General features: G+C 72.3%; 15 protein-coding genes. 10 read left to right on the forward strand and 5 right to left on the reverse strand.

Features of this window, described 5'->3' with window-relative positions; genetic code table 11:
- Positions 1 to 62 precede the first annotated feature (62 nt).
- On the forward strand, positions 63 to 929 hold the full coding sequence (locus PSQ21_RS30065) for a GntR family transcriptional regulator (protein WP_274034444.1): 867 nt from the start codon (positions 63 to 65) through the stop codon (positions 927 to 929).
- A gap of 45 nt (positions 930 to 974) precedes the next feature.
- On the opposite strand, the gene PSQ21_RS30070 is transcribed toward PSQ21_RS30065, so the two are convergent.
- On the reverse strand, positions 975 to 1757 hold the full coding sequence (locus PSQ21_RS30070; RefSeq protein ID WP_274034445.1) for a hypothetical protein: 783 nt from the start codon (positions 1755 to 1757) through the stop codon (positions 975 to 977).
- A 173-nt stretch (positions 1758 to 1930) separates the two neighbouring features.
- Positions 1931 to 3658, reverse strand: a complete 1728-nt coding sequence (locus PSQ21_RS30075; RefSeq protein ID WP_274034446.1) for a PucR family transcriptional regulator — start codon at positions 3656 to 3658, stop codon at positions 1931 to 1933.
- Between the two features lie 338 nt (positions 3659 to 3996).
- Between PSQ21_RS30075 and PSQ21_RS30080 the strand changes: the two genes are divergently transcribed.
- The 7 genes from PSQ21_RS30080 to PSQ21_RS30110 all read left to right on the forward strand — a co-directional run bounded on the left by PSQ21_RS30080 (position 3997) and on the right by PSQ21_RS30110 (position 15558).
- Entirely contained in the window at positions 3997 to 4887 is an 891-nt protein-coding gene (locus PSQ21_RS30080) for an FAD binding domain-containing protein (protein WP_274034447.1), read from the forward strand.
- 2 nt (positions 4888 to 4889) lie between these two features.
- Positions 4890 to 5489, forward strand: coding sequence for a (2Fe-2S)-binding protein (locus PSQ21_RS30085; protein WP_274034448.1), 600 nt, complete (start codon positions 4890 to 4892; stop codon positions 5487 to 5489).
- Positions 5486 to 7903, forward strand: coding sequence for a xanthine dehydrogenase subunit D (pucD, locus tag PSQ21_RS30090; protein WP_274034449.1), 2418 nt, complete (start codon positions 5486 to 5488; stop codon positions 7901 to 7903). Before PSQ21_RS30085 ends, pucD begins: the two co-directional genes overlap by 4 nt.
- A 334-nt stretch (positions 7904 to 8237) precedes the next feature.
- Positions 8238 to 9695, forward strand: coding sequence for an NCS2 family permease (locus PSQ21_RS30095; RefSeq protein WP_274034450.1), 1458 nt, complete (start codon positions 8238 to 8240; stop codon positions 9693 to 9695).
- Positions 9696 to 9765: 70 nt separating this feature from the next.
- The gene (locus PSQ21_RS30100; protein ID WP_274034451.1) at positions 9766 to 10908 is read left to right on the forward strand and encodes an XdhC family protein; all 1143 of its coding nucleotides are present in this window, start codon (positions 9766 to 9768) and stop codon (positions 10906 to 10908) included.
- 105 nt (positions 10909 to 11013) lie between these two features.
- The gene (locus PSQ21_RS30105) at positions 11014 to 14772 is read left to right on the forward strand and encodes a S8 family serine peptidase (protein WP_274034452.1); all 3759 of its coding nucleotides are present in this window, start codon (positions 11014 to 11016) and stop codon (positions 14770 to 14772) included.
- 114 nt (positions 14773 to 14886) lie between these two features.
- Positions 14887 to 15558 carry a hypothetical protein gene (locus PSQ21_RS30110; protein ID WP_274034453.1) on the forward strand — a complete coding sequence of 224 codons (672 nt, stop codon included), beginning with the start codon at positions 14887 to 14889 and terminating at the stop codon, positions 15556 to 15558.
- Between the two features lie 90 nt (positions 15559 to 15648).
- On the opposite strand, the gene PSQ21_RS30115 is transcribed toward PSQ21_RS30110, so the two are convergent.
- The 3 genes from PSQ21_RS30115 to PSQ21_RS30125 all read right to left on the reverse strand — a co-directional run bounded on the left by PSQ21_RS30115 (position 15649) and on the right by PSQ21_RS30125 (position 18760).
- Entirely contained in the window at positions 15649 to 17202 is a 1554-nt protein-coding gene (locus PSQ21_RS30115; RefSeq protein ID WP_274034454.1) for a peptidoglycan-binding protein, read from the reverse strand.
- 242 nt (positions 17203 to 17444) lie between these two features.
- Positions 17445 to 18176: a nitroreductase family protein gene (locus PSQ21_RS30120; RefSeq protein WP_274034455.1), complete on the reverse strand. Its 732-nt coding sequence runs from the start codon at positions 18174 to 18176 to the stop codon at positions 17445 to 17447.
- Positions 18177 to 18313: 137 nt separating this feature from the next.
- The gene (locus PSQ21_RS30125; protein WP_274034456.1) at positions 18314 to 18760 is read right to left on the reverse strand and encodes a nitroreductase family deazaflavin-dependent oxidoreductase; all 447 of its coding nucleotides are present in this window, start codon (positions 18758 to 18760) and stop codon (positions 18314 to 18316) included.
- 247 nt (positions 18761 to 19007) lie between these two features.
- Between PSQ21_RS30125 and PSQ21_RS30130 the strand changes: the two genes are divergently transcribed.
- On the forward strand, positions 19008 to 19241 hold the full coding sequence (locus PSQ21_RS30130; RefSeq protein WP_003965385.1) for an acyl carrier protein: 234 nt from the start codon (positions 19008 to 19010) through the stop codon (positions 19239 to 19241).
- A complete protein-coding gene (locus tag PSQ21_RS30135) occupies positions 19238 to 20503 on the forward strand; it encodes a beta-ketoacyl-[acyl-carrier-protein] synthase family protein (RefSeq protein ID WP_274034457.1) in 1266 nt (421 codons plus the stop codon). The genes PSQ21_RS30130 and PSQ21_RS30135 overlap by 4 nt, the downstream gene beginning before the upstream one ends.
- The last annotated feature ends 17 nt before the right edge of the window (positions 20504 to 20520 follow it).

Consider the following 20520-nt stretch of genomic DNA (forward strand, 5'->3'; position numbering starts at 1 on the left):
TCTATCGTGCACAGGAGGCCCCGCGCACGCGAGTCGGCCCGCGGCAGGCGGAGGAGGTCCGGGTGGAGCAGGGCAACGCGCATGAGGGCGCACGTCCGGCGTACGCCCTGGGAGCGTTCCCGCGCACTCCCGCGGACGGCCGGATGGCGGAGTGCCGGGTGCCGGAACAGGCCCGGGGCGAGCGGGCCGGAGCCGAGTGGGCCGGAGCCGAGTGGGCCGGAGCCGGGCAGGCCGGGGGGCGACCGGCGGAGGGCGAGCAGGCCGCCCGGGGCGAGCACACCCACGGGGAGCCTCTCGCACCGCGTGCCGTCCAGCGCCACTCCGTCCGCGGCCAGATCCTGGACGCCCTGCGCGCCGCCCTCGTCGACGGCGAGCTGGTGCCCGGCCAGGTGTACTCCGCCCCCGCGCTCGGCTCCCGCTTCGGCGTCTCCGCGACGCCGGTGCGCGAGGCCATGCAGCGGCTGGCCGTCGAGGGAGCCGTCGAGGTCGTGCCGAACCGCGGGTTCCGGGTCAGCGAACGCGGCCCCCGCGAGCTGGCCGAGCTGGCCGAGGTACGGGCCCTGATCGAGGTCCCGGTGATGCTCAGCCTGGCCCGGACGGTCCCGGCGCACCGCTGGAGCGGCCTGCGCCCGCTGGCGGAGGCCACGGTCACGGCGGCGGCCGTGGGCGACCGGGCCGCCTACGCCGAGTCGGACCGGGCCTTCCACCGCGCGGTCCTCGCGCTGTCGGGCAACAAGCAGCTCGTGTCCGTCGCCGACGAACTGCACCAGCGCTCCCAGTGGCCGCTGGTGTCGGGCCCCGCCACCCGGCGGGCCGACCTGTTGGCCGACGCCTCCGAGCACACCGCCCTGCTCGACGCCCTCGTGGCCCAGGACCTCACCGTGGTCCAGGCCCTGGTCCGCGAGCACTTCGCCGGCGCCGACGGCTGACCGGGGCGGCGCCCGTGCCCCCGAGGGGCGCCCGGCGCCTCCGCCTCAGCTCGCCTCGGCGGTGCGCGGGGCCGGGGGACCGAGGTAGGGGGCCAGCCAGGTGGGTACGCCGCCCAGCAGCCGGAACAGCCGGCCGGCCTCGGCGCGCAGCCGGGCCGCCTGCGGCTCCTCCTCCGCCTCCGCGAGGGAGATCAGCGCCGGGGCCGTACCGACCAGGAACCCCAGCTCCTCCCGGATCCGCAGCGACTCCGCGAAGCCGTGCCGGGCCTCGGCCAGCTCCCCCTCGCGCAGGGCGAGCGCCGCCAGATGCCGCCAGGTGGACGAAAGCAGCAGGTCGTCGCCCCGGGTCGACGCACCGGCGTGCGCCCGGCGGAACGCGGCGCGCGCCGACTGCGGCGACTCCGCGATGTTCTGGGCGATCAGCCCGCGCCGGAAGTCCAGCAGCGGCCGGGCCGGGGACCCGGGAGCCAGCAGCGCCGCCGACCTGCTCAGTGCCACACTCGCCTCGTCGGCCCGGTCCCGTACGGCCAGGAGGGTCGAGGCGTAGGCCAGATGGCCCCGCTCGGAAGCGGCCGATCCGCGTTCGTCGTCGCTGCGGGCGATGGCCTCCGCCGTGCGCAGGGCGTCCTCCGCGTCGGTCCAGCCCTCCCCGGTGTAGAGACACCGCTCGGTCAGCAGCGCGGTGCGCTGGAGAGCGGCGGCCGGATCGGTGCTCGCGTGGGGCTCCAGCAGTGCGGCCGCGTCCGTCCAGCAGGCGCGTGACCGCAACCGCCATACCGCGGTCTGGAGCGGCGGATCGTCATCTGCTGTCGTTCCGGAACCAGACATGGCGGTATGCGCCACATTGCCCTCCCCGAGCGCGCCATTGTGCTGTTGGGTACGGCGCATCTCAGCACGGATTGGCACGCCGGGCCAAGGGGTCCGGACAATGTCAGGTGAAAGATTTCACAATCGGCCGGAGTCCGACGGTGCCCCGCCGGGCCCCGTGCGCGGCCGGAAGATCAGCTCATGCGCAGGGCGAGGAAGAAGTCGAGCTTGTCCTCCAGGCGCGAAAGGTCACGCCCCGTCAACTGCTCGATTCGTCCGACGCGGTAGCGCAACGTGTTGACGTGCAGGTGCAGCCGGGCCGCGCAGCGGGTCCAGGACCCGTCGCAGTCCAGGAAGGCCTCCAGCGTCTCGATCAGCTCCGCCCGGTGGCGCCGGTCGTAGTCGCGCAGCGGATCGAGCAGCCGGGCGGTGAAGGCGCGCCGGACGTCGTCGGGGACGAACGGCAGCAGCAGCACGTGCGAGGCCAGCTCGTGGTGACCGGCCGCGCAGACCCGCCCCGGGCGGGCCGCGGCCACCCGGCGGGCGTGCCGGGCCTCCTCCAGCGCGCCGCGCAGTCCTTCGGCGGAATGCACGGCCGCGCTGACACCCAGTGTCAGCCGGCCGTCCTCGGCGAGCCCCGCCGAGAGCGGTTCGCGTACGGAGGCCAGCAGCGCGTCGGCGTGCAGCCCGGGATCCGCGTCGAGGGCGTCGGCGGGGGCGGCATCGTCAGCAGCGCCCTCCCCGGCGTCCGCGGCGTCCGCGGCCACGGTGGTGGGCGTGGGCAGCGGCACCAGGGCGATGGCCTCCTCACCCGTGTGGGCGACGGCGATCCGGTCGGCCGAGTCGGGGCCGCTGACCGCCGGGTCGACGAGGATCTCCTCCAGCAGCGCCTGGGCCACCGGACCGCTCGCGATGTCGCCCGCGGCGCTCCAGTCGACCCGGGCCACCACGACCTGCCACTGCGGGGACATGCCGAGGCCGGGGAGCAGGACGGGTGCGGCGACCCGCAGCCTGGCCGCGATCTCGGCCGGGGCCGCGCCCGCCTGGACCAGCTCCAGCACCTCCTGGGCGAGCCTGCGGCGTACCGTACGGGCCGCGTCGCGGCGGTCGCGTTCGACCGCGATCAGCTGGGTGACGCCCTGGAGCAGATCGAGCCGGGCGGCGGCCCAGTCCGAGGCGTCGGCCTCGACCGCCAGCAGCCAGTCGGAGAGCACCGACTCCCGTACGTCGCGGGCGGCCGGCACCGCGCCGCGGCCGGTGTTCCGGATCGGGAAGAGTGAATACGTCGTACCGGCGACTGCCGCCCGGTGCGGGCCCCGGCGGCCGGTACGGGTCGCGGCCAGGTGGTGCCCGGCCAGCGCCGCGCCCAGCGGCCCGGGCAGCGGGGCGCCCGCCCCGGCGATCTGGCGGCCCGTGGGGGAGAGGACCCAGGCTCGCAGGTCCAGGTCGGAGGTGAGGAGATCCAGGACCACCTCGGGGCCGCCGCCCGCCGGGCCCGAGGTCATCAGCCGGCGGTGCCGGTCCACCACGGCCGCCAGGTCGCCCGCCCGCTCGCCGGAGACCTGACGGACGACGTACTCGGTGATCGTCGCGAAAGCAACGGTCTCATGCACGGCGAAGAGGGGGAGGCGGTGCTGCGCGCACGCCTCGACCAGATCGGCGGGGATGTCACCGAGCTCCGCCTCGCCGGCTGCGAGACCGGCCACCCCGGCGCCCGCCAGAATCCGGACGAACGGCTCGGAGTCCGCCGCGCCCCGGCGCCAGGCGAGGCCCGTGAGCACCAGCTCCCCGCCGGAGAGATAGCGGCTGGGATCGCGCAGGTCGGTCGTCATGACGCCCCGGACCGCGCGGTCCAGCTCGTCCTCGCCGCCGAGCAGCCGCAGGCCCAGCGCGTCGGTCTCCAGCAGTGCGCGCAGCCGCATCTCGTCGCCGCCGATCTTTCCGTAGAGGGAGCAGGTGAAGTTCGTGAAGGAGCAGGTGAGGGTGGAAGTGGATGAAGGAGGCCGTGGGGTGGGGGAGCCGTGGGGGATACGGGTATCTGTGAATTGCGGAGAGGTTACTGGTTCCCGCCATTCGTTCGAATCTACAAGACGAGGACGGACACCAGCCAACTCCTTCAGTGTTTCGGTGACTGCACCGGTAGGAGCGGGGCTTGTGTACTGGGCCACACACCACGTGAACACCATATGAACGAGCCAGTCGAGGGCAGGCCGTCCCCCAGCCCCAGCGAACGACCCGATTGAGAAGAAGAGAGCCACTCATGGACTTCCTTCGCCCCGCCAGCTGGGAGGAGGCGCTCGCCGCCAAGGCCGAGCACCCCACAGCTGTGCCCATCGCGGGCGGCACCGATGTGATGGTCGAGATCAACTTCGACCACCGGCGGCCCGAGTACCTCCTGGACCTGAACCGCATCGGTGAGCTGTCCGAGTGGGAGGTGGGCCAGGAGAGCGTGCGGCTCGGCGCCTCCGTGCCGTACAGCGCCATCATGGAGCACCTGCGCACCGAGCTGCCCGGTCTGGCGCTCGCCTCGCACACCGTCGCCTCCCCACAGATCCGCAACCGCGGCGGCGTCGGCGGCAACCTCGGCACCGCCTCACCGGCCGGTGATGCCCACCCGGCCCTGCTCGCGGCAGGCTGCGAGGTCGAGGCCGAATCCGTACGCGGAACGCGGCTGATTCCCATCGACGCCTTCTACACAGGGGTCAAGCGCAACGCCCTGGAGCCGGACGAGCTGATCCGCGCCGTGCACATCAGGAAGGCCGACGGACCCCAGCAGTACTCCAAGGTCGGCACCCGCAACGCCATGGTCATCGCCGTCTGCGCCTTCGGTATCGCGCTGCACCCCGAGACCCGCACCGTGCGCACCGGCATCGGCTCCGCCGCACCGACGCCCGTCCGGGCCAAGGAGGCCGAGGAGTTCCTGAACGCCGCGCTCGAAGAGGGCGGGTTCTGGGAGAACGGAAAGATCATCACCCCCGCCGTCGCCAAGCAGTTCGCCGCCCTCGCGTCCGGCGCCTGCAACCCGATCGACGACGTGCGCGGCACGGCGAAGTACCGCAGGCACGCGGTCGGCATCATGGCCCGCCGCACGCTCGGCTGGACCTGGGAGCAGTACCGCGGCGCGGGCCGCACGCTGGAAGGAGCTGCGTAACCATGCGAGTCAATTTCACGGTCAACGGCCGTCCGCAGGAGGCCGACGACGTGTGGGAGGGCGAGTCCCTCCTGTACGTCCTGCGCGAGCGCATGGGCCTGCCCGGCTCCAAGAACGCCTGCGAGCAGGGCGAGTGCGGATCCTGCACCGTCCGGCTGGACGGCGTCCCGGTCTGCGCGTGCCTCGTCGCCGCCGGCCAGGTCCAGGACCGCGAGGTCGTCACCGTCGAGGGCCTGGCCGACTACGCCAAGCACCGCGAGGACGCCCATCCCGGCGGCGGCTGCGCCACCGGCGCCTGCGGCACCACCCTGGACGCCGCCCAGCGCTGGCAGTCCAGGCCCACCGACGGCCAGACCGGCGAGGCCGTCGAACTCTCCCCGATCCAGCAGGCGTTCATCGACGCCGGAGCCGTCCAGTGCGGCTTCTGCACCCCCGGCCTGCTGGTGGCCGCCGACGAGCTGCTGGAGCACACCCCCTCGCCGTCCGACCAGGACATCCGTGAGGCGCTCTCCGGCAACCTCTGCCGCTGCACGGGTTACGAGAAGATCCTCGACGCGGTCCGCCTCGCGGCCGCCCGTCAGGAAGAGGCGGTCCAGTCATGACGACGCCCCCGAAGGACCGGACCGTACCGGCCGGCACGCCCACCAAGATCACCCAGGGTGCGCCCACCAAGGGCGGCATCGGTGAGTCCACGCTCCGCCCGGACGGCACCCTCAAGGTCACCGGCGAGTTCGCGTACTCCTCCGACATGTGGCACGAGGACATGCTGTGGGGCCAGACGCTGCGCTCCACCGTCGCGCACGCCGAGATCGTCTCCATCGACACCTCCGAGGCGCTCGCGACGTCCGGCGTCTACGCCGTGATGACCTACGACGACCTGCCCGCCGAGATGAAGAACTACGGCCTGGAGATCCAGGACACCCCGGTTCTCGCCCACGGCAAGGTCCGCCACCACGGTGAGCCGGTCGCCATCGTGGCCGCCGACCACCCGGAGACCGCGCGCCGCGCCGCCGCCAAGATCAGGATCGAGTACCGCGAGCTGCCGATCGTCACCGACGAGGCCTCGGCGACCGCCCCCGACGCGGTGCTCGTGCACGAGGGCCGCGACGACCACCACATCGGTCACGTCCCGCACCCCAACATCGTGCACCGCCAGCCGATCATCCGCGGCGACGCCGACGAGGCCGCGAAGCGGGCCGACGTCATCGTCACCGGCGACTACACCTTCGGCATGCAGGACCAGGCCTTCCTCGGCCCCGAGTCCGGCCTCGCGGTGCCCTCCGAGGACGGCGGCGTCGAGCTGTACGTCGCCACCCAGTGGCTGCACTCGGACCTCGGCCAGATCGCCCCCGTCCTCGGCCTGCCCGAGGAGAAGGTCCGTATGACGCTCTCCGGCGTCGGCGGGGCCTTCGGCGGCCGCGAGGACATCTCGATGCAGATCCACGCCTGCCTCCTGGCGCTCCGCACCGGCAAGCCGGTCAAGATCGTCTACAACCGCTTCGAGTCCTTCTTCGGACACGTCCACCGGCACCCGGCGAAGCTCCACTACGAGCACGGCGCCACCAAGGACGGCAAGCTCACGCACATGAAGTGCCGCATCGTCCTGGACGGCGGGGCCTACGCCTCCGCCTCCCCGGCGGTCGTCGGCAACGCCTCCTCGCTCTCGGTCGGCCCCTACGTCATCGAGGACGTCGACATCGAGGCGATCGCGCTCTACACCAACAACCCGCCGTGCGGCGCGATGCGCGGCTTCGGCGCGGTCCAGGCGTGCTTCGCCTACGAGGCGCAGATGGACAAGCTCGCCGCGAAGCTGGGCATGGACCCGGTGGAGTTCCGGCAGCTCAACGCCATGGAGCAGGGCACCCTGCTGCCCACCGGGCAGCCCTGCGACTCGCCGGCCCCGGTCGCCGAGCTGCTGCGCCGGGTCAAGTCCCGGCCGCTGCCGCCCGAGCAGCAGTGGCTGGCGGCGGGCAGCGAGGGCACCTCCGTCGACGTCCGCGCGCTGCCCGGCGGGCTCTCCAACACCACTCACGGCGAAGGCGTCGTGCGGGGTGTCGGCTACGCGGTCGGCCTGAAGAACGTCGGCTTCTCCGAAGGCTTCGACGACTACTCCACCGCCCGGGTCCGGATGGAGGTCATCAACGGAGAACCGGTCGCGACCGTGCACACCGCGATGGCCGAGGTCGGCCAGGGCGGGGTCACCGTCCACGCCCAGATCGCCCGTACCGAACTCGGCGTCAACCAGGTCACCATCCACCCCGCCGACACCCGGGTCGGCTCCGCCGGATCCACCTCCGCCTCCCGCCAGACGTACGTCACCGGCGGCGCGGTCAAGAACTCCTGCGAAGCCGTACGGGAGAAGGTCCTGGAGCTGGGCCGCACCAAGTTCGGGACGTACCACCCGGCCTGGGCCACCGCTGAACTCCTCCTGGAGGGCGGCAAGGTCGTCACCGACGGGGGCGAGGTGCTGGCCGACCTCGCCGACGTCCTGGAGGACGAGGCGATCGACATCGAGCTGGAGTGGCGCCACCGGCCCACCGAGGCGTTCGACCTGCGCACCGGACAGGGCAACGGCCACGTCCAGTACTCCTTCGCCGCGCACCGCGCGGTCGTCGAGGTCGACACCGAGCTGGGCCTGGTCAAGGTCATCGAACTGGCCTGCGCCCAGGACGTCGGCAAGGCGCTCAACCCGCTCTCCGTCCTCGGCCAGATCCAGGGCGGCACCCTCCAGGGCATGGGCGTCGCGGTGATGGAGGAGATCATCGTCGACCCGCAGACCGCGCAGGTGCGCAACCCCTCCTTCACGGACTACCTGCTCCCCACGATCCTCGACACGCCGACGATCCCGGTCGACGTGCTCGAACTCGCCGACGAGCACGCCCCGTACGGGCTGCGCGGCATCGGCGAGGCACCCACCCTGTCGTCGACCCCGGCCGTCCTCGCGGCGATCCGGAACGCGACGGGTCTGGAGCTCAACAGGACACCGGTGCGGCCCGAACACCTCACCAGCACCTGAGAGACCGGCCGGGCGACTTCCCACCGGAGCTCGCCCGGCACAGTCTCCGAGCGGTCCCCCCGAACCCTCCGGGCGGCGCGCAGCGCCGAGAACGTCACACTTTTCCGCTCCCCGCGCCGCCCGGAGACACCAAGTACCGCACCGCTCGCGGTTCTTCACCGCCGTGCCGAGAGCACGGCACCGCCTCACGGATCATCCGTGCCGCCGGCACATCCGTTCTGCTTCCCCGTCCGTCCCGGCCGTCCCCGGGTCGTGCAGCCGACGCAGTCATCCCAAATCCCGCATTCAGGAATCTCCAAGCGGGTGCCCCTGTGAACCTTGGGAGTCAGGCATCATGACCCAGCAGTCAGTGGAACCGAGAACCAGCCCGGAAAGCGCGGGCCCCGGCTCGCGCGTCCCCGCCGGAAGATCATGGCTCGACCGGTACTTCCACATATCCGAACGAGGATCCACCGTCGCGCGCGAGCTGCGCGGAGGCGTCACGACCTTCATGGCCATGGCGTACATCCTCCTGCTCAACCCGCTGATCCTGGGCGGGGAGGACGTCAACGGCAACCTCCTCAGCCAGCCCGGCCTGATCACCGCGACCGCCTTCGCGGCGGCCGCCACGACCCTGCTCATGGGCTTCGTCGGGAAGGTGCCCCTGGCGCTCGCCGCCGGGCTCAGCGTCTCCGGCGTGCTCGCCTCGCAGGTCGCGCCCAACATGACCTGGCCGCAGGCCATGGGCATGTGTGTGATCTACGGTGTGGTGATCTGCCTCCTGGTGGTCACCGGCCTCCGCGAGATGATCATGAACGCGATCCCGCTCGCGCTCAAGCACGGCATCACCATGGGCATCGGGCTCTTCATCGCCCTCATCGGCCTCTACAAGGCCGGATTCGTCCACCAGGGCCAGGCGACCCCCGTCTCCCTCGGCCCGGCCGGTGAACTCGCCGGCTGGCCCGTGCTGATCTTCTGCGTGACCCTGCTGCTCATCTTCATGCTCCAGGCGCGCGACATCCCCGGCGCGATCCTCATCGGCATCGCCGTCGGCACCGTGGTCGCGATCGTCATCAACGCGATCGTCGACATCGACCCCAAGAAGTGGAGCAGCGGCCCGCCGGAACTGGAGGGCGGCGCGGTCTCCGCCCCCGACTTCTCGCTCTTCGGGAACGTCGAGTTCGGCGGCTGGGGAGACGTCGGGGTGATGACGGTCGGCATGATCGTCTTCACCCTCGTGCTGGCCGGCTTCTTCGACGCGATGGCCACCATCATCGGCGTCGGCACCGAGGCCAAGCTCGCCGATGACAAGGGCCGCATGCCGGGCCTGTCCAAGGCGCTGTTCATCGACGGCGCCGGCGGCGTCATCGGCGGTGTCGCCTCGGGCTCCGGCCAGACCGTCTTCGTGGAATCGGCGACCGGCGTCGGGGAAGGGGCCCGGACCGGGCTCGCCTCCGCCGTCACCGGACTCTTCTTCGCCGCCTGTCTCTTCTTCACCCCGCTCACCGCGATCGTGCCGACCGAGGTGGCCTCGGCCGCCCTCGTCGTCATCGGCGCGATGATGATGCAGAACGCCCGGCACGTGGACTGGAGCGACCGCTCGGTCGCCATCCCGGTCTTCCTGACCGTGGTCCTGATGCCCTTCACGTACACCATCACCACCGGTGTCGCCGCGGGGGTCATCGCGTACAGCGCCATCAAGCTCGCCCAGGGCCGGGCCCGTGAGGTCGGGGCCTTCATGTGGGGGCTGACGGTGATCTTCATCGTCTTCTTCGCCCTCAACCCGATCGAGAGCTGGCTCGGCGTCCACTGACGCCCGGGGTCCGGTCCTGAGATCATGACCGGACCCGCCCCGCGCCCCTTCACACCTGAGGAGATACGCCATGCTGGACATCGCCGAAGAGCTGCACCGGTGGGTCTCGCAGGGACGCGAGTTCGCCGTCGCCACCGTCGTGGCGGTCGGCGGCAGCGCGCCCCGGCAGCCAGGGGCCGCCCTCGCGGTCGACCGCGAGGGCGCGGCCATCGGCTCGGTGTCCGGCGGATGCGTGGAGGGGGCCGTCTACGAACTGTGCCAACAGGCCCTTCAGGACGGGAAATCCGTCCGCGAGCGCTTCGGCTACAGCGACGAGGACGCCTTCGCGGTCGGTCTGACCTGCGGGGGTGTCATCGACATCCTGGTGACACCGGTACGGACGGACGACCCCGCCCGCCCGGTGTTCGCCGCCGCGCTCGCGGCCGCCGCCGAGGGGACGGCGGCCGCGCTGGCCCGCGTCACGGACGGACCCGACGAGTTGCTCGGACTCCCGCTCCTGGTCCGCGCCGACGGCAGCCACGAGGGCGGGCTCGGCGGCCACCCGGCGCTCGACCGGACCGCCGCCGCCGAGACCCGCGCCCTGCTGGACGCGGGCCGCACCGGGCCCCTCGCCATCGGCGCGGAGGGCTCCCGCTGCGGCCGCCCCATCGAGCTCCTGGTCGAGTCCAGCGTCCCGCCGCCGCGCATGATCGTGTTCGGCGCCATCGACTTCGCCGCCGCGCTCGTCCGCGCCGGGAAGTTCCTCGGCTACCGGGTCACCGTCTGCGACGCCCGACCGGTCTTCGCCACCGCCGCACGCTTCCCCGAAGCCGACGAGATCGTCGTCGACTGGCCCCACCGCTACCTCGCCGGGACCGCGACCGACGCGCGCACCGTGCTCTGCGTCCTCACCCACGACGCCAAGTTCGACATTCCGCTGCTGGAGGCCGCCCTGCGCCTCCCGGTCGCCTACGTCGGCGCGATGGGCTCCCGCCGCACCCACCTGGAGCGCGACGACCGGCTGCGCGAGATCGGCCTCACCGACCGTGAACGGGCCCGGCTGCACTCACCCATCGGCCTCGACCTCGGAGCCCGTACGCCGGAGGAGACGGCCCTGTCCATCGCCGCCGAGATCGTCGCGGTCCGGCGCGGCGGCAGCGGCGTACCGCTCACCGGTGCCCATACCCCCATCCATCACGACAGCAGCGGACAGCCGCTCGCCTCGGTGGCCTGAAACGTCCGTCAACAGCCCATCCGTCTCGGGCGGGTTGCCGCCACGGCGGTTTCCCGCCCGCCCGGAACGCAGCGGTCGCCCCGGATTTGCCGGTAGATCAGCTGCATGACTTCTTCCCCCTCCTCCGTTCCCGGCCGGGCGAGATCCGCCCGCCCCGGACGCAGAGCCCTGCTCCTGGCGACCTCGGCGGCCCTGCTGGGCGGCACGCTGGTCCCCCTCGCGGGCACCGCCGGCGCCGCCCCCGCACCGCGAGCCGAGGCCGCGAGCTCCGACATCCGTACCGAGAGCCACACCATCACCCTGATCACCGGTGACGTCGTGCGCTATGCGGACGGCCCCGGCGGCCAGGACACCGTCACCGTGGACCGCCCGGACGGCGCGAGCGGCGGCGTCCGCATCCAGCAGGCGGGCGAGGACGTGTACGTCCTGCCCGACGAGGCCACCACGCTGATCGCGTCCGGCGCCCTGGACCGTCGCCTGTTCAACGTCTCGGCGCTGGTGCGGATGGGGTACGACGACGAGGGCACCGGCTCCGTCCCGCTCATCGCCACCTACCCGCCCGCACGCGCCAAGGCCCTGCCCGCCGCGCCGCGCGGCGCGAAGAAGGTCCGCACTCTCGAATCCGTCCACGGCGCCGCCCTCACGGCCGACAAGGACGACGCGCGGACGTTCTGGAGTGCCATCACCCGTCAGGACAAGGCCCGTTCATTCGACGGCGGGATCGCGAAGCTCTGGCTGGACGGCCGCTCCGAGGCGCTGCTGACCGATTCCGTGCCGCAGGTGGGCGCCCCGCAGGCGTGGGCCGCCGGCTTCGACGGCAAGGGCGCCAAGGTCGCCGTCCTCGACACCGGCATCGACGCCGACCACCCGGACGTCAAGGACCGCGTCGTCGGCGCCCGCAGCTTCGTCCCGGGCGAGGAGGTCGACGACAAGAACGGTCACGGCACACACGTCGCCTCCACCATCGCCGGGTCCGGCGCCGCCTCCGGGGGCGCCAACAAGGGCGTCGCCCCGGCAGCCGACCTGCTCGTCGGCAAGGTCCTCAGCGACGAGGGCTCCGGCGCGGACTCCGGGATCATCGAGGCCATGGAGTGGGCCAAGGCCGAAGGGGCCGACATCGTCTCCATGAGTCTCGGCTCCCCGGTGCCCGACGACGGCACGGACCCGATGTCCCAGGCGGTGAACTCCCTCTCGGCGGACGGCGGTCCGCTGTTCGTCATCGCGGCGGGCAACGCGTACGGGGCGGGCACCATCGGCTCGCCCGGCTCGGCGGAGCAGGCGCTCACCATCGCCGCCGTCGACAAGCGGGACGGCCGTGCCGACTTCTCCTCCATGGGCCCGCTGGTCCGCTCGCACGGCCTGAAGCCCGACCTGTCGGCCCCCGGCGTCGGCATCAACGCCGCGGCCTCGCAGTCGATCCCCGGTATCGACGGCATGTACCAGTCGCTGTCCGGCACGTCGATGGCCACGCCCCACGTCGCCGGCGCGGCGGCGATCCTGAAGCAGCGTCACCCCGACTGGTCCGGTCAGCGCGTCAAGGACGCGCTGATGACCTCGTCCAGGAAGCTCGACGCGTACACCCCGTACGAGCAGGGCACCGGCCGGCTCGACGTGAAGGCGGCCATCGACACGACGATCGAGGCCACCGGCTCGGTCGAGGTCGCCTCCTACGCCTGGCCGCACAGCCCGTCCGACGAGGTCGCCGAGCGCACCGTCACCTACCGCAACACGGGTGCCGAGGACGTCACGCTGAACCTGGCCACCGACACGGACGAGGCGGCGTACACGCTCTCCACCGACAAGCTGACCGTCCCGGCCGGAGGCACCGCGGAGGCGGTCCTCTCCCTCGACCCGGCGAAGGTCGCCAACGACACCACCTTCTCCGGCCAGGTCGTCGCCACCGACGCGGCGGGCACGACGGTCGCGCACACCGGCTTCGCGCTCACCAAGGAGAAGGAGCTGCACGACCTGACGGTGAAGCTCCGCGACCGGGCGGGCAAGCCGATGGACGGCGCCGTCGTCATCGCCGAGCTGGGCGACCCGCAGCTCGGCCTCGTCCAGGTCAGCGGTGGTGAGACCACCCTGCGCCTGCCGCCCGGCAACTACACCGCCTGGTCCTCCGTGGACGTCGACGGAGACCGCCCCGACTCCAAGGCCGTCGCCTTCCTCTCGGCGCCCGAGACGATCCTGAACAAGCCCACCACGGTCACCCTCGACGCCTCCGAGGCCAACAAGGTCAGCGTTCGGACCCCGAAGGAGACCGAGACCCGCCAGCTCCGCTACGACATGGCACGTACCGCCCCGGACGGCACCGTCCAGCGCGACGCGTACCAGATCCCGCTGACCTACGACCAGCTGTGGGCGAGCCCCACCAAGAAGGTCACCCAGGGCAGCTTCAGCTTCCTGACCCGCTGGCGTCAGGGCGAGGAGCTGATCGACGTGGAAGCCGACGGCCGTGACGTGCCGGTCTTCGTGCAGGGCGGCTCGCCGGTCGCCGAGGACAGCAGGCAGAAGCTCAGGGCGGTGTACGCGGGCAAGGGCACACCGGCGGACTACCGGGGTGCGGACGCGCGAGGCAAGGCGGTCGTCATCACCCGCAGCCCCGACGTCGCTCCCGCCGAACGCCTCGCCGCCGCGCTGGCGGCCGGGGCCGAGGCCCTGTTCGTCGTCAACGACGAGCGCGGCGTGGCGATGGAGAGCTACACCCCGTACGGCGAGGAGACCACCATCCCCGTCGCCTCCGTCCAGGCATCCGCGGGCGAGAGCCTGATCAGGGCGGCACAGCGCGGCAAGAAGGTCCAGATCGACCAGAAGAAGTTCGCGGACTACCTGTACGACCTGGTGGACCGCCACGACGACACGATCCCGGACCGCTCGCTGGCCTTCACCCCCTCGACCCGTCAGCTCGCGAAGGTGGAGAACACCTTCTACGGCCACAAGAAGACGCTCGGCGGCGGCTACCGCTACGACATCCCGGACTACGGGCCCGGCCTCGGCTTCGAGGAGTACGAGCAGTTCCCGGACGTCCGCACCGAATGGGTCAACCCGCTGCCGGGCGACTCCTTCTGGTACGAGAACCACTCCGTCCTCAACGCCGAGCAGTCGGACCGGGCGCACGAGATGCGCAGCGCCGAGCTGGACTACCGGGCGGGCGAGGACTACCGCGCCGAGTGGTTCGCCCCGGTGACGCGCCCCCGTCTCGGCACTGCCTACTGGGGTCCGTTCCGCACGGTGTACAACGACATCCAGTTCAACATCACCCCGTGGACGGACGCGGGCGCGGGCCACTCCGGCTCGATGCCCGAGGACGAGTACGACACCACCTCGTACGCCTTCTACCAGGGCGACAAGGAGCTGAAGAAGGGCGCGGGCAGGGCCGGATACGTCTGGGACCTCCCCGCCGAGAGGCTCCCGTACCGCCTGGTCATCGACTCGGAGCGGGACGCGGAGACCTGGAAGACGTCGACCCGCACCCACTCCGAGTGGGGCTTCGTCTCCGGCGCGCTGGAGACGGGCGGCGCGGACCAGGCCGACATCCCGATGCTTCAGCTGGACTACGCCGTCGACACCGACCTGGCGGGCGACGTCCGGGCGGGCCGCACGACGGAGATCGGCCTCTCCTCCGGCACCCAGGAATGGCTGCCGGGCGCGGTGAAGGCGAACACGGCCTCGCTGTCGGTGAGTTACGACGACGGCAAGCACTGGTCGAAGGTGGAGCTCCGTCAGCGGAAGACCGGTGAGTGGACCGCGAAGTTCCGCACCCCGTCGAAGGGCGCGACGTCGGTCTCGCTCAAGGCGCACGCGGAGGGCCCCGGCGGGCTCGTCGTCGACCAGGAGATCATCCGGGCCTTCGGCCTGAAGTGACCTGCTGACGTGGTCCCGCACCGCCTCGGGGGTGCGGGACCACGTGCGTGGGTGAGTAGCGATGTCCGCCGGTCACGTCGCTCACCGGCCGGGCCGGTGAGGTTGGATAGGACCATGAGCGTTCACGACGTGGCCCGTAGGCTGCCGGGCATATCCGCCCTCACCGACCTCTGCCGTTCCCTGGCGATGCTCGACGCGATCCTGTGCCCCGAGTGGGACCACCGCTGGCACTGTTACGACGCGCAGTGGTCGCCGACGGAGTCGATGGCCTCGATGCGGGACGGTTCGGGCGGTGAGTACAGCGTGGTCTTCTCCGCCGACGGGGCGTACGCGCGCGGCTTCGACCACGAGTCGCCGATGAGCCCCTACGTGGAGGACGGACCCTGGCCCGGAGTGCTCGACGAGGTGCCCGCCGTGTTCCACCGTTACGTCGACGAGCCCTCGTTCACCGACGAGTTCGGTATGCCCGTCGTCACCGCCTGCCTCTGGCGCGCGAGCGACGACGACCGCTGGCGGGCGGGATCCATCGACTTCCCGGAGGAAGGCGAGGACTCCGACGGGGCCGACTGGCTCTTCCAGCTCCTGGTCACGGGTACCCCCGAGTCCTACCAGGAGTGGGCCGAGGACCATTTCGAGGTCTCCGTCGACATCGAGGCCGTACGCCACGTCTATGCGCTGCGGCCGCTGACCGACGAGGTGATCGCCGCTCTCGCCCCCGAGCGCATCCCCGCCGAACTGGCCGAGGACATCAAGGAGATCGGGTACCCGGGCGGCACGGGGGAGTAGACCGCGCCCCGGACGCCGGGCCCCGGGCCCGGTCACGGACCGGCAGGCCCGGGCGGACCCCCTCCGGAGCAGGGGCCCGCCCGGGGCGGCTCACTTCCCGCTCTGCAAGGCCCCCCACGTGGCCGGGCCCACCTTGCCGTCGACCGCGAGCTTCCGGCCGGTCTGATAGCTGCGTACCGCCGTCTCCGTGGCCGGGCCGAAGCTGCCGTCCACGGAGACGGTGGTCCCGAGCGCCGCCGTCAGGGACCGCTGGAGCCGCTTCACCGCGTCGCCCGAACTGCCCCGCGCCAACGCCGGGGTCGTGCCGGCCGACAGCAGGGCCGTCCAGGTCCTGGGGCCGACCGTCCCGTCCGCCGCGAGCGAGCGGGCCCGCTGGAACGTCTGCACCGCTGCCTCGGTCATGGGCCCGAAGCTGCCGTCCGCCGCGCCCGCCTCGTAACCCTGTGCGTTGAGCAGCGTCTGGACGGCCTTGACCTGCGGGCCGGTGGAGCCGGACTGCTGGGTCGTGTACGTGGGGAAGGTCAGGCCGTCGCCGCCGCTGCCCGGGTCGCCGTCGATCAGCTCCATGTAGTGGTTCCAGTCCCAGTTGGGGCCGGGGTCCGTGTGGTCGGCGCCGGGCGCCTCGCTGTGGCCGATGATGTGCGACCGGTTCTTCGGGATGCCGTACCGCGCCGCGAGGTGCTTGGTGAGGGCGGCGGAGGACCGGTACATCGCCTCCGTGTACCAGGCCGGGTTGTCGACGTAGCCCTCGTGCTCGATCCCGACGGACGAGGAGTTGGTGCCGCCGGCGTGCCAGGCGGTGTCCTTCTCCAGGACCGACTGGGTGACCTCACCGTCCGAGGAGCGGATCGTGTAGTGCGCGCTGACCTTCGAGGCGGGGTTCTGGTACCAGCTGATGGAACCGGCGTACGACCCCTGGGTGGTGTGGATGACCACCTTGTCGATGGCGGCCTTGCGGCCGACGACGAAGTTCCCGGAGTACGCGGGCACCCAGCGCGCCGAGGGGTAGTCCGCGCTCTGCGCGTAGACGTCGGACGCCGACACCGCGCCCTTGTCCGGGGAGACCGGCCGGGAGGGCACGAGCACCTCCTCGCCGCCGGGCGCCGTGGCGGACACGCCCTCGGCGAGGAACGTGAAGACCGCGTCCGCGTAGAGCGCGGCGGCCGGTCCCTCGGCGGCGCTGTAGCGCGCCACCGCCGGGTACCAGGAGTTCACGTCCCGGCGCTCGGCGGCGTCCAGGCCCAGCGCGTCCGCGTGGTCGCGCAGGACGGCCGCGCCGCCGAGGATGTTGGCCGTCGTGTCCCGGCGCAGCCGGGCCGCGCTCTCGCCGGTCAGCTCGGAGGCCTTCTCCAGGGAGCGGTTGGCCGGGTTGCTCGCCAGATGCATCACGCCGTAGCCGTTCGCCTGGCTGGGCGTGCCGCCGTGGCCGTCGAAACGGCTCTCGCCGTAGCCGACGGCGGCCAGCAGATCGCGCGGTACCCCGTACGCGTGTGCCGCTTCGGCGAGCGCGCGGTTCATCGGGGCGGGCGTGTCCGCTCGCGGCGCGGCGTTCGCCGGTTGCCCGGTGGCGAGGAGGGCCGTGGCGGTGAGGGCCGCCACGGCACAGGCGCGGGCCCGGATTCGGGCGGCGGTGCGGAGGGGCATGAGGGCTCCTGCTCTGTCGGGGTGGGGGGAAGAGAAAAGCCCTCGGGCCCGGAACGGGCCAGAGGGGTGCCAAGCACGGTCAGGCTATCGATATGGGGTGGGCATGACAAAGAGCGGAAGGGGCGATTGTGCTGGCAACATCCTGCAAAACAACGGGAGTTGAGTGCGGTGCTAGCCCTGCCGGGTGACGTGGAGCATCACCCGGCAGGGGAGTCGGCACGGGTTGACGCGGGGGCTGGGTGCTACCAGCGGTCGCGGTGGATGACGTCCGCCACCGGCCGCCGCCGGACCGGACCGAAGTTGCCCGCGGGCCACCCCACCGGCACGGCGGCGAACGTCGCCATCTCCTCCGGGATACCCAGCTCCCGCTTCCACTCCTGCTCCAGCATCAGGTGCCAGATGGTGATGTTCGCCGCGAGCCCCAGACCCCGGGCCGCGAGCAGCAGGTTCTGCACCCCCGGATAGACGCAGGAGCCCTCGGCCAGCGCCTGGAAACGTGTCTGCGTGTTCATCATGTGCTCCGTGCCCGCCGGGCCGAGCGCCCGCGCCGACGCGGCCAGGCCCTCCTCGTCCAGGCGCGGCTCGGGGAACCGGTAGCACGGCACGATCAGCACCGGGGTGTCGGCGAAGTGGTCGCGCTGATGCTCGATCGCCGCGACCATCCGGCCGTACGCCGCCTCGTCCATGCCCTGCGGGGCGTACTTCCCGGTCGTCGCCAGATACGCGTCGACGCACCGCTTCCACAGCGGGGCGAGCCGTGCCATCACCTGGCGGTCGGTCACCACCACGTACTCGTAGCACTGCATGTTGCCGCCGCTGGGACCCCAGACGGCGGCCTGTATCAGCTGCTCGACCATCTCGTCCGGCACCGCGTCCGGCTTGAGGCGACGCATGGCGCGCATGGTGGACATGGTGGCGAAGAGAGCGGGGCCCCCGGGTGCGGACGGGTCGGCCTGAACTGTTTCCATGGTCATGATCGCGGAGTCTAAGGGCTGTCCCGCGACTCCCGGTGGCCACGAGCGGCGTCCAGGGGGTGTCCGGGCGATTCGGCGCGGGCGGGCGGCGACCGCCGATCCACGCGGACCTGTCGGACACCCCCCGGCCCGCCGCCTCAGCGCCGCGTCAGCCGCACGACCGGGATGTCCCGCTCGGTGCCCGCCTGGTACTCCCCATAGCGCGGGAACAGCTCCACCAGCCCCGGCCAGACCCGCGCCTTCTCCTCGGGCGGGAGCGTCGCCGCGACGGCCCCGAACCGTTCGGTCTCCACCCGGAGTTCGACCTCCGGATTGGCCTGGAGGTTCAGGTACCACAGCGGCGGACGGTCCGAGCCGCCGTTGGACGCCACGATCAGATAGTCCTCGCCGTCCCGCCCGTACATCAGCACCGTGCGCCGCACCGTCCCGCTGCGCCGGCCGACGTAGTCCATCAGCAGGCAGGGCACGCCCAGCTGAGTGGTGCCCTCCGTGCCGCCGGAGGACTCGTACAGCTCGGCCTGCCGGGCGACCCAGTCGGCGGGGCTCGACGCGACCTCCGCGTTGCCGTCCTGCTCGGCCGTCATCGGTTTCTCCTTCTCTCGTGCCGCCCCGTGCGGGCTGCGCCCCCCATCCTGGCATCCACCCGCGCCGCGCCTGGATTCGTACACCTGGACAGCCCTCCCACCGCACGGGGGAACGCGGACCGGGAACCTGCCCGGGAAGGCGTATAAAGGGTCCTTCCGGAGCAGCCGGCGTCCCCGATGGCCCCTCCCCCCACCTCCCCTCACAACGCGGCCGGCGTCACCGCGTCACCGAGCCCAGGAGAGCCGAATGAGCACTTCGGAAGAGATCAGCACGCTGCTGGTGACGAAGTTCGGAACCGATCCCGGGGCCATCCGCCCCGATGTTCCCCTGCACCGGCTGCGGCTGGACTCCCTCGCGCTGGAGGAGCTGCGGCTGCTCATCGAGGACCGGCTGGACGTGGACCTGGAGGACGTCGCGCTCACTTCGCGCGACACCGTCGGCCGCCTCGTCGAGGCCGTCCACGGGAAGGTCTCCGCGTGAGCGCGGCCACCGGCCGGCCCTACCGGCGAACGCCGCTCGCCCCGTTCGCCGCCGCCGTGACCGGCGTCGGCCTGGTCACCGCGGCCGGCACGGGTGCGGACGCCGCCTGGCACGGCGTCACGGAGGGCCTCGTGCCGTCCGCCGGCCCCCGGCCCGAACTGGACGGCCTGCCCTGCGACTTCTTCTACTCCGTCACCGACTGTGACCCGGGAGCGGTCCTCGGGGTGGCCGCCCAACGGCTGATGGACCGGTTCGCCCAGCTCGCCGTCGTCGCCGCCCGCGAGGCCGTCGCCGACGCCGGTCTCGACCCGGCCCTCTGGGACGGCGGCCGCGTCGGTGTCGTCATCGGCTCCGCCCACGGCGGGCTGCCCTTCTACGACGAGCAGCACGCCGCGCTCGCCGGGCGCGGACCCCGCCGGGTCTCCCCGAAGCTCGCACCGCTCAGCGTCGTCAACGGAGCGGCCAGCAGCGTCAGCCTCGACCTCGGCGTCCACGGCCCCAGCCAGGCCGTCTCCACCGCCTGCTCCTCCGGCACCGTCGCCATCGGCACCGCCCACCAGATGCTCCGCTCCGGGGCCTGCGACATCGTCATCGCGGGCGGCGCGGAATCCACCTGCACCCGCCTCCTGATCGCCAGTGCCTGCAGCCTCAAGGCCGTCTCCACCCGCCGCGAGGACCCGGCGAGTGCCTGCCGCCCGTTCGACACCCACCGCGACGGCTTCGTCGTCGGCGAGGGCGCCGGGCTCATCGTCCTGGAGCACCCGGACCACGCCCGGGCCCGGGGCGCCGCCGTCCGCGCCCATGTGCGCGGCTACGGGGCCTCCAGCGACGCCCACTCCGCCGTCGCCCCCGACCCCGAGGGCCTCGGCATCGAACGCGCTCTGCGCACCGCGCTCGCCGACGCGGGCCTCTCCCCGGCCGAGGTCGGGCACGTCAACGCGCACGGCACCTCGACGCTCTCCAACGACCTGATCGAGGCGACGATGCTGCACCGGGTCCTCGGCGAGAGCCCGCTGGTGACCTCCACCAAGGCGATGACCGGCCACACCCTCGGCGCGGCGGGCGGCATCGAGACCGCGCTCACCGTGCTCGCCCTCCAGCGGCAACTGGTGCCGCCCACTGTCAATCTGGACGCCCCCGACCCACAGATCCCGATCGACGTGGTGACCAAGGAGACCCGCGGCGCCTCCTTCGACTGCGCCGTCAAGACCTCGCTCGGCTTCGGCGGCCACAACGCGGCACTCGTCCTCACCAGGGCCTGAGCGGAAGGGAACGCAGG

Source organism: Streptomyces sp. MMBL 11-1 (assembly GCF_028622875.1).
Taxonomy (GTDB): domain Bacteria; phylum Actinomycetota; class Actinomycetes; order Streptomycetales; family Streptomycetaceae; genus Streptomyces.

What these genes read in the sequence shown, in the direction of transcription:
- PSQ21_RS30070 (WP_274034445.1), bottom strand. Translation starts at nt 1,757, where the DNA reads ATGTCTGGTTCCGGAACGACAGCAGATGACGATCCGCCGCTCCAGACC.
- PSQ21_RS30075 (WP_274034446.1), bottom strand. Translation starts at nt 3,658, where the DNA reads ATGCGGCTGCGCGCACTGCTGGAGACCGACGCGCTGGGCCTGCGGCTG.
- PSQ21_RS30080 (WP_274034447.1), top strand. Translation starts at nt 3,997, where the DNA reads ATGGACTTCCTTCGCCCCGCCAGCTGGGAGGAGGCGCTCGCCGCCAAG.
- PSQ21_RS30085 (WP_274034448.1), top strand. Translation starts at nt 4,890, where the DNA reads ATGCGAGTCAATTTCACGGTCAACGGCCGTCCGCAGGAGGCCGACGAC.
- pucD (WP_274034449.1), top strand. Translation starts at nt 5,486, where the DNA reads ATGACGACGCCCCCGAAGGACCGGACCGTACCGGCCGGCACGCCCACC.
- PSQ21_RS30095 (WP_274034450.1), top strand. Translation starts at nt 8,238, where the DNA reads ATGACCCAGCAGTCAGTGGAACCGAGAACCAGCCCGGAAAGCGCGGGC.
- PSQ21_RS30100 (WP_274034451.1), top strand. Translation starts at nt 9,766, where the DNA reads ATGCTGGACATCGCCGAAGAGCTGCACCGGTGGGTCTCGCAGGGACGC.
- PSQ21_RS30105 (WP_274034452.1), top strand. Translation starts at nt 11,014, where the DNA reads ATGACTTCTTCCCCCTCCTCCGTTCCCGGCCGGGCGAGATCCGCCCGC.
- PSQ21_RS30110 (WP_274034453.1), top strand. Translation starts at nt 14,887, where the DNA reads ATGAGCGTTCACGACGTGGCCCGTAGGCTGCCGGGCATATCCGCCCTC.
- PSQ21_RS30115 (WP_274034454.1), bottom strand. Translation starts at nt 17,202, where the DNA reads ATGCCCCTCCGCACCGCCGCCCGAATCCGGGCCCGCGCCTGTGCCGTG.
- PSQ21_RS30120 (WP_274034455.1), bottom strand. Translation starts at nt 18,176, where the DNA reads ATGACCATGGAAACAGTTCAGGCCGACCCGTCCGCACCCGGGGGCCCC.
- PSQ21_RS30125 (WP_274034456.1), bottom strand. Translation starts at nt 18,760, where the DNA reads ATGACGGCCGAGCAGGACGGCAACGCGGAGGTCGCGTCGAGCCCCGCC.
- PSQ21_RS30130 (WP_003965385.1), top strand. Translation starts at nt 19,008, where the DNA reads ATGAGCACTTCGGAAGAGATCAGCACGCTGCTGGTGACGAAGTTCGGA.